The following is a 17144-nucleotide window of genomic DNA, read 5'->3' on the forward strand; positions in this document are numbered from 1 at the left end:
ACAATGTCCTCACTCCTTATCGTTCTTCGAGTTCTGTTACCATATCGCGCACTTCCTGGATATTGCGCATTTTGTTATCCCAGCACTTCTGGCTTAAATCAACCGGATATTCCTCAGGATTTAACGAACGTTTATATTCATCCCAAAGCAATTCCAAGTTATCGAACGCATACTGGCGAATCTCCATTAACGCTGGATTTTTATAAACAATCTCACCGCTGTCAATCACTTTCCGGTGCAATTCCTTCGCCTCAAAGTTCGTTACGAATTTCGAGATAAACGTATGCACCGGATGGAACATTTTGATTCTTTCCTCAGCAGCAGGATTTTCATCAGCCATTGCGATATAGTCCCCTTCTGATTTCCCGCTTTTCTTATTAATAATCCGGTAAACTCTTTTCAAACCAGGTGTCGTTACCTTTTCAGCATTGGCTGAAATTTTAATCGTATCTTCCATTTCACCGTGATCATTTTCGATGGATACCATTTTATAAACAGCACCCAAAGCAGGCTGGTCATATGCAGTAATGAGTTTTGTACCAATACCCCACATATCCACTCGGGCACCTTGCGCTTTTAAGTTTAAGATCGTATATTCATCCAAGTCATTGGAAACAATAATTTTCGCATCCGGAAATCCTGCTTCATCCAGCATCCGGCGCGACTCTTTGGAAAGAAAGGCAATATCTCCGCTGTCTAGACGAATTCCGATAAAATTAATTTTATCGCCAAGTTCTTTTGCTACTTGGATCGCCGTCGGAACTCCTGATTTTAACGTATTGTACGTATCAACTAAAAACACGCAGTCTTTATGGCGCTTCGCATACGAATGGAATGCATCATAATCATTTTTATACGCTTGAACCAATGCATGTGCATGTGTACCTGATACAGGGATATTAAACAGTTTCCCTGCCCGTACATTTGAAGTGGATTCAAAACCGCCGATTACTGCAGCACGAGCTCCCCATACAGCAGCGTCCATCTCTTGCGCACGGCGTGTACCGAATTCCATCGCGATTTCCTTTTGGACAACTTGCTTAATACGGCTCGCTTTTGTCGCAATCAGCGTTTGGTAGTTTACAATGTTCAATAGAGCTGTTTCAATGAGCTGCGCTTCCACTAGCGGCGCTTCAATCCGCACAATTGGCTCATTCGCGAAAACAAGTTCGCCTTCTTCCATCGAATACATGGAACCTGTAAAACGAATCGTTTTTAAGTACTCGATAAAATCTTCTTTATATTGGAGTTCATCTCGTAAATATGCGATATCGGTTTCACTGAATCGAAAATCTTTCAAATAATTCAGCATGCGCTCCAATCCGGCAAAAATTGCATAGCCGTTCCCGAATGGCAATTGTCTGAAATACAACTCAAATACAGCTTTCCGATTATGCATTCCGTCTGCCCAATAGCTTTCCGCCATATTAATTTGATATAAATCGGTATGCAAAGCAAAACTATCATCTACATACTTTTCATTCATCGTAAGTTCCCTTCTTCCAAAACATAATTTAGTCATAGTATACACCATCTTTAATTAATTCGAAGTATGAAGATTCTTTCTTCCATGTTACCTACTTTTATATGGCAGTTAATTTTGCTGTGCTGATTAGATAGTTTTCCCCAATCGACTAAATAAAAAACGTTTTGAAACTTTTGTCCGTCCGTCTATTTCTAGATTTCAACAGTCCAACAAACCTTATTCCACCTTCCTTTTTTTTACATCATCTCATAATGCGATTAAATCAATCGAAAATTCATGTTAATTTTCCTAACATTAGTTATTGATTTATCCGAAAATTCAATTTATCATGTTAGATAACATAACACAAGGAGTTGTTGAGCATGAAAAAAATTGAGGCGATTATTCGACCTGAGGTGTTTGCACAAGTTCGAGAAGGTTTGGCTCTTGAAGGAATTGATGGTTTAAGTATTTCCGAGATTGCCGGAGCTGGACGACAAGAAGGGAAAATCGGATTATTTCGCGGAAACTCTTTCTCAATGGAATTTTCGCAAAAGCTCAAGCTCGAAATGGTTGTTGACAATGCAAAAGTTCAACCGATTATTGATGTATTATTGCGTGAAGCTTCTACAGGTGAAGTTGGTGACGGTAAGATCTTTATTTACCCTGTAGAGCAGGCGATTCGTATACGTACAAAAGAGCTCGGCTCAATTGCAATTGACTAAAAAATATTCCTAAAAGGAGGAGTTATTAATGACAAATGAAGCATTGGAATTATCGATTAACTTAGTTTGGGTAATGCTTGGGGCGTTTTTCGTATTCTTCATGCATGCGGGATTCGCGATGGTAGAAGCAGGGTTTACACGCTCTAAAAATGCCGTCAATATTTTAATGAAAAACATTTTAACAATTTCAATAGGAGGTCTTGTCTACTTCGCAGTCGGATATGCCATTATGTTCGGTGAAAGTTCAGGTGGATTGATCGGTTCTTCCGGTTTTGCATTAAGCGGTGTAGATGATATCGCATTTTTCGTATTCCAGGCAATGTTTGCTGCAACATGCGCAACGATTATTTCAGGTGCTGTTGCTGAACGTACAAATATTATGGCCTATATGGCATTGGTCGTTATCATGACAGCTATTATTTATCCGGTTGTCGGGCATTGGGTATGGCAAGGTGATGGCTGGTTAACTTCTTTAGGCTTCGTCGATTTTGCCGGCTCAACTGTTGTACATTTAACTGGTGCTGTTGGAGCTGTAGTTGTCGCAGCAATCGTCGGTCCTCGTATCGGGAAGTATGCTAAAGGTGTTGTAAACGTTATTCCTGGTCACTCCATTCCACTTGGCGCATTAGGGGTTTTCATCCTTTGGTTAGGTTGGTACGGCTTTAATGGTGCATCAACATTGGCAGCAGATCCGGCACTGGTTCCTGGCGTTATTGCAAATACTTTCTTATCTGCATCTGCCGGTGTAATTGCTACTGCATTTTATACACGTCTTCGTTATGGCTTTATCGATGGTTCTTTAACATTAAACGGCGCTTTAGCTGGTTTAGTAAGTATTACGGCCGGTGCTGCTAACTTAAGCATTGTCGGATCTATTATCGCAGGTGCTGTTGGAGGCGTTGTGTTAGTAGAAGCTGTCCGCTTTATTGAACATAAACTAAAAGTGGATGATCCGGTTGGCGCTGTTGCCGTACACGGTGTAGCAGGTATTTGGGGTACATTGGCAGTCGGTTTATTCGATACTGCTGGCGGCGGTCTATTTTACGGCGGTGGTGCTGCATTACTAGGCGTGCAGGCTTTAGGTGTTGTCGCAGTAATCGCTTGGACTGCAAGCACTGTTGCCATTGCAACATATATTATCAAAGCATTTATTCCTCTGCGTGTTACACATGAAGAAGAAGTCCAAGGTTTGGATATTGCGGAACATGGTGCATACGCTTATGAAATGCAAGAAACTTTTAAAGGTCTTTCAAAACCAAATGACAGTTTTGCCCAACGCTTAACGAACTTAGGGAAAGTTCCTACCCCTTCCAACGTACAAGACAGCGGGTCTAAAACTAAAGCCGGGTTCCCGAATTCTTTAAGCTCTACAAAGAGCTAAAAGCGAAATGTGCGCCCCCTTCCCCCGCACATTTTCGAACCATTCTTTCAATAAATTATAAACTGAGCAAGGAGCTGTTCTGGAATTTTTTCAGACAGCTCCTTGTTATTTTGCTTTCTTCACTCAATAGGATTATCCTAATATATAGAAATTGGCAATGAAGGAACAACATATGATAGAACAAGCTATTCTATTCACTTTAACAATGCAGTATTTGAAGCGAATCAATTAATAGATATCCGTCTCACGCATGTAGAAGGTCAAAATGGGTATTAATTAAGGCGACTGTTCGTAATCTATGAAAATAGCGCTATGGTATAATTTTAAGAAAATGACGAATTTTAAGGAGATGTTTTTATGGCATTACGTGATTTTTTCATTTCATTATCCGAAAATCAAACTCTTAACAATGCAGCACAGCAATACGGGTTAAAGTTGGGTGCACAAAGCGTTGTTGCAGGGACAACTCTCGAAGAAGTAATCGAAAGTATCCGTAAATTAAATGAGCAAGGAATTTCTTGCACTGTTGATAATTTAGGCGAATACGTTACTGATGAATCTGAAGCTACCCAAGCAAAAGAAGAAATTTTAGCTATGATCGAAGCCATTCAGGTTGAAGAACTGGATGCACACATTTCCTTGAAACCTTCACAGCTGGGATTGGATGTCGATATCGACTTCTGCTACGACAATTTATATGAAATTGTGGAACGCGCCCATGAATACGGGATTTTCGTCAATTTTGATATGGAGGATTATAAGCGACTTCAGCCGTCATTCGATATTGTGGAAGAACTTGCAAAATCGTTCGATAATGTAGGAACAGTCATTCAAGCTTATTTCCACCGCGCAAAGGACGATATTGAAAACTTCAAGGATTTTCGTCTACGGGTTGTAAAGGGTGCCTATAAAGAATCGGAAGAAGTAGCTTATCAGGATAAACTCGATATTGATATCAACTTTATTGAGCTGATTGAATATCATTTAGCGCACGGACATTTTACATCGATCGCCACACATGACCACAATATTATTAAGCATGTGAAGTATTATGTTGAGCAATATGATATTCCAAAAGAAAAATTTGAATTTCAAATGCTTTACGGGTTCCGTAAAGACTTGCAGCTGGAACTTGCACGCGAAGGCTATCAAGTATGTGTATATGTACCATACGGAAAAGACTGGTACGGCTATTTCATGCGCCGCCTGGCTGAACGTCCTCAAAACGTCAGTCTAGTCACTAAGCAAGTGTTCAACAAAAAAACAAACACTCTACTGGCAGTAGCAGCAGGAGCATACCTTCTCGGACGATTAACGAAAAGGAAATAAAGGGATTTCCTCAAGCAGAAACCCCCTCATTTTGTTCACAGACAAAATGAGGGGGTTTATTTAGTAGTTCAATTAATTCCAGTTACTTTTACGATTACATTTTCTTTTTATTCCAGCCTTTTTCTTTAAAGCGTGCGATTGCTTCAATTCGATTGCCGACACCAAGCTTATCAAGTATGACGGAAATATAGTTCCGTACCGTACCCGCCGACAAATAGAGCTCTGCGGCAATTTCCTTTGTCGTCTTCCCTTCCGCAACAAGCTCCAGCACTTGGCTTTCCCGTTCCGTCAGCGGATTTTCACTATCGTCTTCATATACAAAATCCACTAGTTCCGGTGCGTAAATACGGCGTCCATCCATAATAATCCGAATGGAATTGACAAGCTCCTCTATCGGACTGTCCTTCAATAAATAGCCCCGCACGCCAGCTTTTCTGGCACGTTCAAAATAACCCGGGCGCGCAAATGTCGTTAAAATAATAATTTTGCATTCGCTTCCTCTTAAAGCTTCAGCAGCGTCCAGACCAGTTTTAATCGGCATTTCTATATCCATAATACAAATGTCCGGATTCAGTTCTGTTACCATATCAATGGCTTCTTCTCCGTTTTTGGCAAGGCCGACTACTTCCATATCGTCTTCCATGCTAAGAAGTGACTTCATCGCCCCAAGCAACATCCCTTGATCTTCAGCAATTACAATTCGAATCATTTCACGTTCTCTCCCTTTTGATGCGTGATCGCCAACGGTATTTTCAGTACAACCGTCGTCCCTTCATCGCTCTCTATTTCAAGTGAACCATTGATAAATCCAATACGCTCCTGCATTCCTTTCAAACCACTTCCACCTAGTAATGTATTGGAACGTTCAAAACCAACCCCATTATCCTGAATCATTATTTTGAATTCATCATCACTTTGATAAAAGCTAATGCGGCAAATTGTCGCCTTACTATGTTTCACGATATTTGTAACTGCTTCCTTCAAGCACATACTAATAACATTTTCCGCTAGAATCGGCATTTGAATTTCACTTTTATCTCCATTTAACCGCAGTTTAATTTGGGCTGCTTTTAAAATTTGTTCAACCCGGTAAAGCTCTTCCTCAATTCTGACAGCCCGCATATCCGCTACAAGTTCACGCACTTCTTTTAGCGCGACACTCGCTGTTTGACGAATATCCTTTATTTCCAGAATGGCTTGTTCCGGATTTTTCTCTACCAGTCGTGCAGCCAAATCACTTTTCAGACCAATCATCGAAAGTTTTTGACCAAGTGTATCGTGTAAATCACGGGCAATACGCTGACGTTCTTCAATCACCGTCAATTCTGAAATTCGTTCCCTCGCCGTTTCCAGCTCACCTTCCAAGTTTTCCCGTCGCGTTTTTGAAAAGAGCGTAAACGGCAAGAGCACCACACCCAGCATATTAATAATGATAAATGGCGTCTGCGATAAAAATAAGTCAAGGAAGATGAAATACCCTCCGACAATCGAAAGAACAGTAAAGCCTATATGTAAGCCATACATAATATAAAATCCAACCGGCTGTTTAATATTACCGATAAAAAATGCCGTAAACAGCGCCAGATATACGTAGCCAAATACAAGCGTCATTGCGATATTCAGCAACATTTGGAAGCTGATCCACATATATTTCAGCCCAGGTTTAGCACTGAAAGAAAAATAATGACATAAGAAATAACTTAAAATTAAGGTGATTCCTAAAATAATCTGCCATAATGTGAATGATTGTATAATGAAGAAAAATGGCATAATACAAAAGATTATCCATATATAAATACTCAACATCGGACTTTTCGGGATGATACTATACCATGTTTGCATAATTGCCTCGTTTCTCTTTTTTACCTACATTCTATAATAAAACAGGTACCCCAAGCTATACATTGAGGTACCTTAATTTTCGTATAAAGTTAGTTTGCAACAGTTCGATCGCGCGTTGCCTCAAGTTCGGCCGCTTCTTTAAATGTAATAAAGCGATAGTTCTCGGCATCATATAATTTATAGCGAATCGACTCTAAGCTTGTCTTTAATGTAATCGTTGTTGCCTGTTGAAGCGGCTTGATCGATTCATGCGCATCTTCCAGCTTATAGTTCGGTACTCGCGGTGACAAGTGATGTACGTGGTGGAACCCGATATTACCTGTAATCCATTGCAGTACTTTCGGTAATTTGTAATATGAGCTTCCCTCTACTGCAGCTTTTACATAATCCCACTCCGAATCAACTTCAAAGTATGAATCTTCGTAAGTATGCTGAATATAGAACAGCCAGATCCCTAATGCACCTGCAACAAACAATGTTAAACCATGTACTAATAAAAACGTAGACCAACCAAATATTAAAATAAGGGTTGTACAAATAATCAATAAAGCGATGTTATTGAAATAAGTGTTTAGGCGCTCTTTACGCTTTGCATCTTTACGATTTATACGATTCAGTATAAGTACCATAAATAGTGGCCCTAAACCAAACATGACAATCGGGTTGCGGTATAAACGATAACCTAAACGACTTAATTTTGATTTTTCCAAGTATTCATCAACTGTCAGCATATCGATATCGCCAATCCCGCGCTTATCCAAGTTTGAACTTGTCGCGTGGTGGATCGTATGCTCGCGCTTCCACTTTTCATATGGGAACGATGTCACAATACCTGTAATATTTCCGATAATGGCATTCGCCTTTTTGCTTTTGAAGAATGAACCGTGTGTACAGTCATGGAAAATAATAAATGCACGAATAACAAATCCTGAAGCTAAGATACTACATAATGCCGTATACCATGGAGAGTACTGGAGTAATACATAACCCGCCCCCCAAATTAATACAAGCGGTACAAGCGTATTTAATATTTGTTGAATACTAAGTCGAGTTTCTGATTTTGCGAACGGTGCAACATCTTTTCTCAGCTGCTTTGTTTTATCTGTATGTGTGCTTACCATGTGTCGATCCCTCTTTCCACAAAAATTGTTAATATCATCATATAAAAAGAAGGAACATGATAAAACGCTCAAACATCACATATTTTTTATGACAGATGTCATATGACCTGGTAACAACTAGAATTCCCTTTAGTTCTCCCGCGGATTTTGTGGACCATCCAAATCTAATTGGTAAAATACTAAATCCAGCCACTTACCGAATTTATAACCGGCATTACGGATTGTTCCGCTGTACAAAAATCCGAATTTCTCATGAATTTTAATACTGGCGATATTCTCTTTATCGATACAGCCAACCATCGTCTTTATACCTTTTGCATTTGCTTCCTCTATAATGGCTTTCATCAGTTTACTTGCAATCCCTTTTTTATAATGATCTTTATGCACGTATACTGAATGTTCTACTGTATATAGGTTCGCCGGATAATCACGAAAGCTTCCGTACGTTGCATAACCCGCTACTTCTCCCTTTTCATCAAATACGAAGAGCGGGTAATCCGAAGCCTGCTTCTGTTCAAACCATTGCAGGCGGTTTTCCAAAGTTTGTTCTTCATACATATATATCGCTGTGGAGTTTCGGATATTATCATTAAATATTTCCAAAATCGCCGGTATATCTTCTTTTGTTGCGCGTCGAATCATCAGTTTTTCCTCCTAAAGGTCGCAAAACCGCCTTACCTCAAATAAGGTAAAGCGGTATTTTTAAATCCATTATACATTAAAATAACGTGCATCCGGGTGAGCAAACACAATTGCCGACACACTTGCTTCCGGCTCCATCATAAAGCCTTCCGTTAAGTGTACGCCAATTTTTTCCGGTTTCAATAGAGAGAACAGTTTCTCCTGGTCTTCCAGATTTGGACATGCCGGATAGCCGAAGCTGAATCGTTGTCCTTGATATTTCGCTGCGAAACGATCACGCATCGTAAAGTCCGTTGCATCCGGGAAGCCCCATTGGTCCCGGATTTCCTGGTGGATACGTTCTGCAAATCCTTCCGCAAGTTCAAGTGCAGTCGCCTGTAGTGCATGGCTCTCCAAGAATTTCCCTGCTTGTTTCAGTTCATTTGCTTTTTCGCTTACGCCTTTGCCTGCCGTTACGACCATTAATGCAATATAGTCCATTTCACCACTATCTACCGGCTTTAAATAATCCGATAAACATAAATATGGTGCTGCTTGCTGGCGCGGGAATGTGAAGCGCTGAATTTCCGTTTTCGCATCTTCCGGACTGTATACGACAACATCATCACCATCGGATTGTGCCGGGAAGAACTGATACATTCCTGATGCATTCAATCCACCGCTTGTTAAATAACCATTCACCAAATCATTCAATAAAATGGCGCGGTCATCCTGATCGGCAAGCAATTGTTCCAAGTTCCCTTTAAGCCCTAAATGATGGCCGATCAATGTACGCATATTCACATACGGATGTAAATGAGCGACCGAATAATCCGGTTTAATATGCGGCACTAAATCTTTTGGCTTCCAAACAGCGGCATCCCCCACTGTTCGTACAGGCTTTTCCAGTACTGCCACTGCCGGACGTGCTGCACGCTTCGCATCCGATTCCAGACGTTTTTCCCGTGCATCACGTAATTCTTCCAATAATACATTACGCTCATTTTTATTCATTAAGCGATTCGCCTGATCCAAACCTTGCATCGCATCTTTTGAATAGATTACCGGCCCATCATACTGATCGGCAATTTTCGTTTCAGTAAAGCGACGTGACAATGCCGCGCCCCCTACTAATATTGGAATATCAATACCGGCTTCTTTAAAGTCCTGTGCTGTAATGACCATTTGCTGAGCTGATTTTACAAGTAAACCCGATAAGCCGACAAAATCCGGTTTCTCTCTTCGAATGGTTTCAATCAGTTGTGCAGGTGTTACTTTAATTCCTAAATCTACAACACGATAGCCGTTATTACTTAAAATAATGTCGACCAGGTTTTTCCCGATATCATGAACATCGCCTTTTACTGTCGCCAATACCATTGTCCCTTTATTGGCACTCGTATCGCCCTTTTCCATAAACTGCTCCAGATGTGCGACCGCTGCTTTCATAACACCGGCACTTTGAAGCACTTCCGCTACAATCAGCTGGTTTTCATTAAACAGCTTGCCGACTTCCGCCATCCCTGCCATTAATGGTCCATTAATAATATCAAGCGGTGTATCGAATTTTTCGAGTGCAGCATTTAAATCTTCAATTAACCCTTCTTTCGTACCTTCCAATATATAATACGCAAGACGTTCTTCCACTGTTGCCGGTAATTCTTTCACAACGGCATCTTTCTTTTTATCGCGGTAAAAGTCAGTAAATACAGCAAGTGTTTCATCGTTTGTATTGAAGATTAGATCGTTCGCCAGCTTGATTTCCTCTTCAGGAATCGATGCATAGCGCTCCAGTTTTTCAGTATTTACAATCGCATAGTCCAAGCCAGCTTGTGTACAGTGATATAAGTAAACCGCATTCAATACTTCACGTCCAACAGGCGGTAGACCGAACGAAACATTACTTACACCAAGCACTGTTAAACAGCCAGGTAAATGTTCTTTAATAAGGCGAATTCCTTCGATCGTTTCCTCAGCGGCACCTATATATTGTTCATCCCCAGTACCTACAGGGAACATTAGCGGGTCAAAGATAATATCTTCAGCTGACATGCCCCATTTTTCAGTTAAGAGCTTATAAGAACGCTTCGCTACTTCAAGCTTTTGCTCACGTGTAATGGCCATTCCAGTCTCATCGATTGTACCGACAACAAGTGAAGCTCCATATTTTTTCACAAGTGGCATTACCGCATCGAAACGCTCTTCCCCATCTTCCAGGTTAATCGAGTTAATAATCGCCTTTCCTTGCGAAAACTTCAGTGCGACTTCCATTACCTTTTCATCTGTAGAGTCAATTACAAGCGGCACTTTGACTTTTTTTACAACTTCCTGCATGAAGTTTTTCATATCTTCCACTTCATCGCGGTCAGGGTTTGCTAAACAAATATCGATAACGTGTGCTCCATTTTTCACTTGTGCACGTGCTATTTCCGCAGCTTCTTCAAATTTGCCGTCAACAATCAGGTTTTTGAATTTACGGGAGCCGATTACATTCGTTCGCTCCCCGATAAATAATGGGCGCATAGATTCGTCGTATTGCAATGGCTCGATACCTGATACGACATGTCCGTGTGTTACGTCTTTCGGCTCGCGCGGTTTATAGCCCTCTACTGCTTCACGGATTGCCGAGATATGCGCCGGCGTGGTACCACAGCAGCCACCTACGATGTTCAGCCAGCCTTTTTCTGCGAATCCTTGCAGTTTTTTCGATAATGAATCCGGCGTTTCATGGTAGCAGCCTTCTTCGTCCGGTAAACCGGCATTCGGATAACAGCTTATATATCCATTCGAAAGTTCCGCCAATGAACGGATATGATCAGTCATAAATTCCGGACCTGTTGCACAGTTCAGTCCGACAGACAATGGTTTAATATGTTCGATTGAAATATAAAATGCTTCGATCGATTGCCCGGCAAGCGTTGTTCCCATTGGCTCAATTGTCCCTGAAATCATGACAGGCAGCTCTTTGCCAAGTTCTTCAAATGCTCGGTGAATCGCAATCGTTCCTGCTTTAACATTCAGCATGTCCTGGGAAGTTTCCATTAAGATTAGATCCGCCCCAGCTTCGATTAGCGCTTTTGCCTGTATATAAAAGTTTTCTTCCAACTCTTCAAATGTAATACCGCCTGTTACCGACAATGTTTTTGTCGTAGGCCCGATTGCACCTGCAACAAAGCGCGGCCATTCCGGTGTCGAAAACTCTTTTGCCGCTTCCAGTGCAATTTCAACCGCCCGCTTATTAATTTCAACCGCCTTGTCGCCTAAGTTATATTCATCCAGAACAAGAGGTGTTCCGCCAAACGTATTTGTACAAATAATATCAGCACCAGCAGCTAAATATTCACGGTGAATTTTGCCCAATACATCCGGTCTCGTCAGTACCAGGTTTTCATTACAACCATCTAAATCTTCACCGCCAAAATCTTCGTATGTTAGGTTTTCTGCCTGAAGCATCGTCCCCATGGCACCATCGATGATAAGTATTCTTTTTTGTAATTGCTCATGAATTGGGTGATTATACATTCGACTGAACTCCTTTACTTTCCACATCATATTGTTTTACATAGTCCATCAATTCCAGCGTCATATCATAGCGTAAAAACGGCGTAATTAAATAAATACCGTTAAAGTATTTGCATGCCGTATCGAGCAGCTCTTTCGCAATTGCGATTCCTTCTGCTGTCGATGCTTCCTTGTCATCCCCGCAGGCAGCCATACGCGCAAGTACTTCATCGGACAATTTAATACCCGGTACTTCATGATGTAAAAATTCTGCGCTGCGCGAAGATGTTAATGGCATAATCCCGATATAGATCGGTGTTTCCAAATGCTTGGTCGCCTCATAGATTTCGATAATCTTTTCTTTTGTATAAACCGGCTGTGAAATAAAATAATCTGCCCCATGCTCGATTTTCTTCTCTAAACGGGCAACAGCACGGTCCAATACACGCACATTCGGATTAAAGGCAGCAGCTACCGAGAAATTCGCCTGTTTACGGAGTGATTTCCCGGTAAATGAACCGCCTTTATTTAACTGCTTAATAAGAGAAATAAGCTCCATTGACGAAACATCATATACACTCGTCGCGCCTGGGAAATCCCCCACTTTTGTCGGGTCCCCTGTCACGACCAGAATATCATGAAGTTCCAGTGCATCAAGTCCCATTAAATGTGACTGAAGCCCAATTAAATTTCGGTCACGGCATGTTAAATGCGGCAACGAACGAATTCCATGCTCTTTCAAAATAGCAGCCATCGCAATATTACTGATGCGCGGCGAAGCAAGTGAGTTATCAGCCATCATAACAACATCGGCGCCCGCTTTTGCCAGCTGTTTTGCCCCTTCGACAAATCCGTCAATTTCCAGATGACGCGGTGTATCAAGCTCCACAATAACAGAACGTTCACGTTTGGCTTTTTCATGGAGCGGCTCCTGCTTACGCGGCTCCGGAATACGGACGAATTGTGTATATCCAGGTTTTTCTTCCTTCGTATCAATTGGCTGCATATTCGCCAAACGTTTTTTCACCGCCGCAATATGCTTCGGTGTTGTTCCGCAGCAACCGCCAATTAAACGGACTCCTTGGTTTACAAGTTCAACGGCTGCACGAGCGAAATAATCGGTTTCCGATTCATAGACAACACGGCCATCTTCAATATCCAATAATGATGCATTTGGGTAAGCCGACAGAAATGCCTTATTCGGTAAATTGACTCCTTCAAATGCCTGAATCGTATGGAAAGGACCTAATCGGCAGTTACTCCCAACAATATCCGCACCCAATCTTTCCAAATCCTGAAGTGCTTCGTTCAGAGACATTAAATTTTGAAGGACGCCCGGCTCCTGCATCGTCACTTGGGCAATGATCGGTAAATCGGTCATCGAACGTAAGAGATGGACACATTGTGATAATTCTTCAAAATCGTAATAGGTTTCCAGTAAGAATCCATCAGGTTGACCAGCTAGCAGTACTTCCGCTTGTTCTTGGAATGCAAATAAAATTTCATCTAATGTCGCGTCACTTTTACGGATTCCGCGAATACCACCGATTGTCGCCAGAACATATTGCCCATCCAGAGAAGCAGCACGCTTAGCGATTTTCAGCGCAGCTTCATTAAATTCCATCACACGATTTTCATAGCCATAACGCGCAAGCTTAATCCGGTTAGCTCCGTATGTATTTGTCTGAATAATATCCGCACCTGCCGCAATATATTCACTATGAATTTTTTCTATAATATCAGGACGTGCAATATTCATCTCTTCATGACAATAATCCAACCCATATGAATAAAGAAGTGTTCCGATTGCCCCGTCTGCTGTTAAAACCCGTGTTTGTAATTCTTCAAGTAAACCCATTACCTTCACTCCATCATTTACAGTATTTTCAGTATATTAACGATACAAAAAAGCCTTCTTTCATTAAATAAAAGAAGGCATAATAGTTATCAACTTAATCCCTTCTCATCTTCTGGCATCCGCCACTGGATTTAGCACCTGACTTAACGTTGGTTGCTGAAGTTTCATCGGGCCAGTCCCTCGACTTCTCTTGATAAGAAAATAATATGAATTTTTGAAATAATTAAATGAATCATAACGTTATCTAATAGTTCCGTCAATACCCTTTAGCCGAATGAAGTATTTCTTTACATAATTCGACTAATAATCTGTTCAGCCGTTTTTTTACCGTTTAAAATACAGGCACCTATTCCCACTCCGAAATAGGCACATCCCGCTAATAGGATATTCGGGTAATCCGTTGCCATCTGCTGTATAACTTTCGATAACGCTTCGTTATGCGCCAAATCATATCGTGGCATTTGGTCAATCCACCTCGTTACATTGACGACTGTCGGCTTCGCTTCAATACCTAAGCTCAGACGAATATCTTCCAATGCAACTGTTGTCAGCTCTTCATCAGACATGGCTGCCAATTGTTCATAGCGCGGATTAATATCTTTGTAAAACAGACGAACGAGTAAATTGCCTTCTGCAGACGTATGCTTCCATTTACGGCTCGTCCATGTCGACGCATTACAGACTAAATCACTATTGTGCGAAACGATAAATCCAGTACCATCAGCCGGTAATATATCGTCCGGTACATCAAAACCAACATACATCGTTAAAGTTGATGCCGTCGTGAACTTTTCCAACTGTTTCTCCAGTGAGTCATCCTGTATTACTTGACGGACCGTATCATTCGGGATGGCCAGTACAACAACATCTGCTAAAATCGTTTCGTCTTCAAGCATGATTTCATATTGCTCGCCTGTTTTACGAACTTTCTTTGTTACTTTATTTTTCATGAATTCAACTTCCGGAAGCTGTATCTCTAAACGATTGATCAGGGCCGATAAACCGGAACGGAAGGAAATAAACTTCTTATTCGCAGCTTTTTCGAATTGCTCACGATTCGCTTCGAAGCCCTTAATAATCGATCCGTAGTTGTTTTTATAATCCACTAAATAAGGCAATGTAGACGCCAGGCTTAATTGATATAAATCTCCTGAATAAACACCCGCTAATACAGGGGCAATTTGCTTGCGGACAATTTCCTCACCTAAAAAATATTCCAAAAATGTACCGATTGAGCTTTCTTTAGTAAATTTAGTATTCGGGATTTCAAAGTCTTGAAGTGCTCTTTTCTTCCCTTCTTCGGAAACTAAAGTGCTCGACATGAGCGATTCTACACTCATCGGAATACCGAATGTTGATCCTGCCGGAATAGCATGCAGCTCATTATTCGTATGAATGTAGGAAATACCTGTTTCGTTATATACAAGCTCTGATTCAAAATCAAGCTCCTTTATAAGTTCCAATACCCCTGGATGACGAGCAACAATCGAATCAGCCCCTGTTTCCATAATGAAACCGCTATCCTGTTCGGAATGGATTTTCCCGCCTAAATATGTGCTCTTTTCAATCAGAATTAACCGGGCTTCCACATTTTGCTCATGCATTTTATTTCTCAAGTAATGCATCGTACATAGCCCGGTAATCCCGCCACCTACAACTACTACTGTTTTCATGTCCATTCTCTCCTATTTCGTTCGCTTCTCTTTTAATAGTATAAACTTTTTCATGCGAAATATGGTCAGCCGGGTATTACAATTTTCAGAACCTCATAAGAAAAACCACCCTACCTCTAAGTATTCCCGGGTAGGATGGCCACTATTTTACCTATATGAAAGTTGCTTTGTCAGGGAAATTATTTCTGCTTCCAAAGATGTTGAACGTTTATCAAAATAGCGAATGCGTTCACTGCTGCGATTTTCTAAATGTTTATTTAGATCTAGCATGCTCACTGCATCGCTGGCAAATAGTTTTAAAGTACGAACACCAGATTCAATTTTCCGAACTTCTTTTCCATATACAAGTGCGGTATTATCTGTTGTTTTCCCTTTTTTCAATTCCAGAATATTTGTATTGATAAGCTCATCTATCTGATTGTAGCGTTTGATTTGTTTATCCGTCATCATTTGAATTTTTTGCTTGTATTTAATAACATCTTTATGGTCTAATCCAGTTTGGACATAGCTTTTTAAATATTCAACAATTGTACATAGCGTCGTCAGATTCTCCCGCTGTTCTAATAGCATTTGTTGTAGTTTTTGAATACTATCCTCGTTATGTTCAGAAGAGAATTGTTGGACTGCAAACATATACATGAAAATTCCCCCTTCTTAATACTTTCCCCTTATAATATATTTCCTATTTTCCACTAAAATTAAACCTGTATTTCTCAGTAAAATAGGTCTAAATTATGACGGAATATTTAAAAAATGAAACTTTTTAATATATATCATATTCTTATTCGGTTCTATCGTTATTTAGAACTTTCAGCTTTTCCCGCCACTTGGATGCTTCTGCCGCGTCTTTCTGTTCGTAGTAGTTTACAACTCTTTTCGTTGCTTCCACGTCTCCAAGCAAACTTGCCTTTTTATAGTAATGGATTGCTTTTTCATTATCTCGGGCTACTCCATGCCCATTTTCATAACAAAATCCGATATTAAATGTTGCATCGACATGAAACTCTTCACTCGCTTTTAAGAACCATTCCAATGCTTTTGCATTATCTTGCTGCTGACCGAGTTCCCCTGAAAAATAAATCATACCAATGCGATACATCGCCTCAACATCTTGCTGATCGGCACTGCGAGAGTAATAGACAAATGCCTCGGCTTCATCACATTTAGTACCCAGTCCTTGTTCAAACATCATTCCAAGGGTAAACATTGCTTCAGCGACTCCTAATTGTGCTGCCTTCTTAAACCAGCCGAGCGCCTGTTTTTCGTCAACTGGTGTTCCTTCACCGTTCAAATACATATCTGCCAAATTATTCATTGCATCACGGTGACCTAACTGTGCAGCACTTTTATAGAGTAAGAACGCCTGTCGCTCGCTGCCTTTTTCACCAAGCTCCTCAATATAGCAGTTTCCCAGTTCATACATAGCTTCACTGTTTTTCCGCTCACTTGCTTTATCTAGCAAATCGTACATTTCTTCATATTGTCCATATTCTTTATATAGCAAGGCGATATTAACGGTCGCCTGCTCGTCCCCATTAAATGCCGAATCAAACTGCTCCAGCCACTTTTCCCTATGTTCGATCTCATGTTGTTTAAGCCAGCTTCTAAATTGATTGTGCTCCATCTTC

The 17144-nt window shown here is 40.8% G+C and carries 13 protein-coding genes and 1 riboswitch; of the genes, 3 read left to right on the forward strand and 10 right to left on the reverse strand.

All coding sequences use genetic code 11. The annotated features are described in order from the left end of the window. Positions 1 to 16: 16 nt before the first annotated feature. The gene (locus MKZ25_RS17495) at positions 17 to 1486 is read right to left on the reverse strand and encodes a nicotinate phosphoribosyltransferase (protein ID WP_340802596.1); all 1470 of its coding nucleotides are present in this window, start codon (positions 1484 to 1486) and stop codon (positions 17 to 19) included. Between the two features lie 362 nt (positions 1487 to 1848). On the opposite strand from MKZ25_RS17495, the gene MKZ25_RS17500 reads away from it, so the two are divergent. The 3 genes from MKZ25_RS17500 (at position 1849) to MKZ25_RS17510 (ending at position 4900) form a co-directional block, all read left to right on the forward strand. Beyond that, positions 1849 to 2190, forward strand: a complete 342-nt coding sequence (locus tag MKZ25_RS17500) for a P-II family nitrogen regulator (protein WP_079523171.1) — start codon at positions 1849 to 1851, stop codon at positions 2188 to 2190. Between the two features lie 28 nt (positions 2191 to 2218). Continuing rightward, positions 2219 to 3571 (forward strand): ammonium transporter, encoded by a 1353-nt coding sequence (locus tag MKZ25_RS17505; protein ID WP_340802597.1) that lies wholly within the window; start codon positions 2219 to 2221, stop codon positions 3569 to 3571. 357 nt (positions 3572 to 3928) lie between these two features. After that, positions 3929 to 4900, forward strand: a complete 972-nt coding sequence (locus MKZ25_RS17510; RefSeq protein WP_340802598.1) for a proline dehydrogenase family protein — start codon at positions 3929 to 3931, stop codon at positions 4898 to 4900. 94 nt (positions 4901 to 4994) lie between these two features. Here the strand turns inward: MKZ25_RS17510 and MKZ25_RS17515 are convergent, their stop codons facing one another. The 9 genes from MKZ25_RS17515 to MKZ25_RS17555 form a co-directional block, all read right to left on the reverse strand. After that, positions 4995 to 5609, reverse strand: coding sequence for a response regulator transcription factor (locus tag MKZ25_RS17515; RefSeq protein WP_340802599.1), 615 nt, complete (start codon positions 5607 to 5609; stop codon positions 4995 to 4997). Next, complete coding sequence (locus MKZ25_RS17520) at positions 5606 to 6742, reverse strand: sensor histidine kinase (RefSeq protein WP_340802600.1); 1137 nt, start codon at positions 6740 to 6742, stop codon at positions 5606 to 5608. Before MKZ25_RS17520 ends, MKZ25_RS17515 begins: the two co-directional genes overlap by 4 nt. An 89-nt stretch (positions 6743 to 6831) precedes the next feature. Beyond that, complete coding sequence (locus MKZ25_RS17525; protein ID WP_340802601.1) at positions 6832 to 7863, reverse strand: fatty acid desaturase; 1032 nt, start codon at positions 7861 to 7863, stop codon at positions 6832 to 6834. Between the two features lie 129 nt (positions 7864 to 7992). After that, on the reverse strand, positions 7993 to 8505 hold the full coding sequence (locus tag MKZ25_RS17530) for a GNAT family N-acetyltransferase (protein WP_340802602.1): 513 nt from the start codon (positions 8503 to 8505) through the stop codon (positions 7993 to 7995). A gap of 69 nt (positions 8506 to 8574) precedes the next feature. Continuing rightward, on the reverse strand, positions 8575 to 12006 hold the full coding sequence (gene metH / locus MKZ25_RS17535; RefSeq protein WP_340802603.1) for a methionine synthase: 3432 nt from the start codon (positions 12004 to 12006) through the stop codon (positions 8575 to 8577). Beyond that, on the reverse strand, positions 11999 to 13843 hold the full coding sequence (locus tag MKZ25_RS17540; RefSeq protein WP_340802604.1) for a bifunctional homocysteine S-methyltransferase/methylenetetrahydrofolate reductase: 1845 nt from the start codon (positions 13841 to 13843) through the stop codon (positions 11999 to 12001). The genes metH and MKZ25_RS17540 overlap by 8 nt, the downstream gene beginning before the upstream one ends. Before the next feature lie 102 nt (positions 13844 to 13945). Continuing rightward, positions 13946 to 14043, reverse strand: a riboswitch (SAM riboswitch). Positions 14044 to 14130: 87 nt separating this feature from the next. After that, complete coding sequence (hemG, locus tag MKZ25_RS17545) at positions 14131 to 15516, reverse strand: protoporphyrinogen oxidase (protein WP_340802605.1); 1386 nt, start codon at positions 15514 to 15516, stop codon at positions 14131 to 14133. A gap of 147 nt (positions 15517 to 15663) precedes the next feature. Continuing rightward, positions 15664 to 16155 (reverse strand): chemotaxis protein, encoded by a 492-nt coding sequence (locus MKZ25_RS17550; protein WP_340802606.1) that lies wholly within the window; start codon positions 16153 to 16155, stop codon positions 15664 to 15666. Between the two features lie 142 nt (positions 16156 to 16297). Continuing rightward, positions 16298 to 17140, reverse strand: a complete 843-nt coding sequence (locus MKZ25_RS17555) for a tetratricopeptide repeat protein (protein WP_340802607.1) — start codon at positions 17138 to 17140, stop codon at positions 16298 to 16300. Between the last annotated feature and the right edge of the window lie 4 nt (positions 17141 to 17144).

The organism is Solibacillus sp. FSL W7-1464, from assembly GCF_038004425.1.
Taxonomy (GTDB): domain Bacteria; phylum Bacillota; class Bacilli; order Bacillales_A; family Planococcaceae; genus Solibacillus.

Bases quoted from the DNA above. Each gene is read 5' to 3' on its own strand.
- metH (WP_340802603.1), bottom strand. From the start codon at position 12,006: ATGTATAATCACCCAATTCATGAGCAATTACAAAAAAGAATACTTATC.
- MKZ25_RS17525 (WP_340802601.1), bottom strand. From the start codon at position 7,863: ATGGTAAGCACACATACAGATAAAACAAAGCAGCTGAGAAAAGATGTT.
- MKZ25_RS17495 (WP_340802596.1), bottom strand. From the start codon at position 1,486: ATGAATGAAAAGTATGTAGATGATAGTTTTGCTTTGCATACCGATTTA.
- MKZ25_RS17550 (WP_340802606.1), bottom strand. From the start codon at position 16,155: ATGTATATGTTTGCAGTCCAACAATTCTCTTCTGAACATAACGAGGAT.
- MKZ25_RS17555 (WP_340802607.1), bottom strand. From the start codon at position 17,140: ATGGAGCACAATCAATTTAGAAGCTGGCTTAAACAACATGAGATCGAA.
- MKZ25_RS17500 (WP_079523171.1), top strand. From the start codon at position 1,849: ATGAAAAAAATTGAGGCGATTATTCGACCTGAGGTGTTTGCACAAGTT.
- MKZ25_RS17520 (WP_340802600.1), bottom strand. From the start codon at position 6,742: ATGCAAACATGGTATAGTATCATCCCGAAAAGTCCGATGTTGAGTATT.
- MKZ25_RS17505 (WP_340802597.1), top strand. From the start codon at position 2,219: ATGACAAATGAAGCATTGGAATTATCGATTAACTTAGTTTGGGTAATG.
- MKZ25_RS17510 (WP_340802598.1), top strand. From the start codon at position 3,929: ATGGCATTACGTGATTTTTTCATTTCATTATCCGAAAATCAAACTCTT.
- MKZ25_RS17515 (WP_340802599.1), bottom strand. From the start codon at position 5,609: ATGATTCGAATTGTAATTGCTGAAGATCAAGGGATGTTGCTTGGGGCG.
- hemG (WP_340802605.1), bottom strand. From the start codon at position 15,516: ATGAAAACAGTAGTAGTTGTAGGTGGCGGGATTACCGGGCTATGTACG.
- MKZ25_RS17530 (WP_340802602.1), bottom strand. From the start codon at position 8,505: ATGATTCGACGCGCAACAAAAGAAGATATACCGGCGATTTTGGAAATA.
- MKZ25_RS17540 (WP_340802604.1), bottom strand. From the start codon at position 13,843: ATGGGTTTACTTGAAGAATTACAAACACGGGTTTTAACAGCAGACGGG.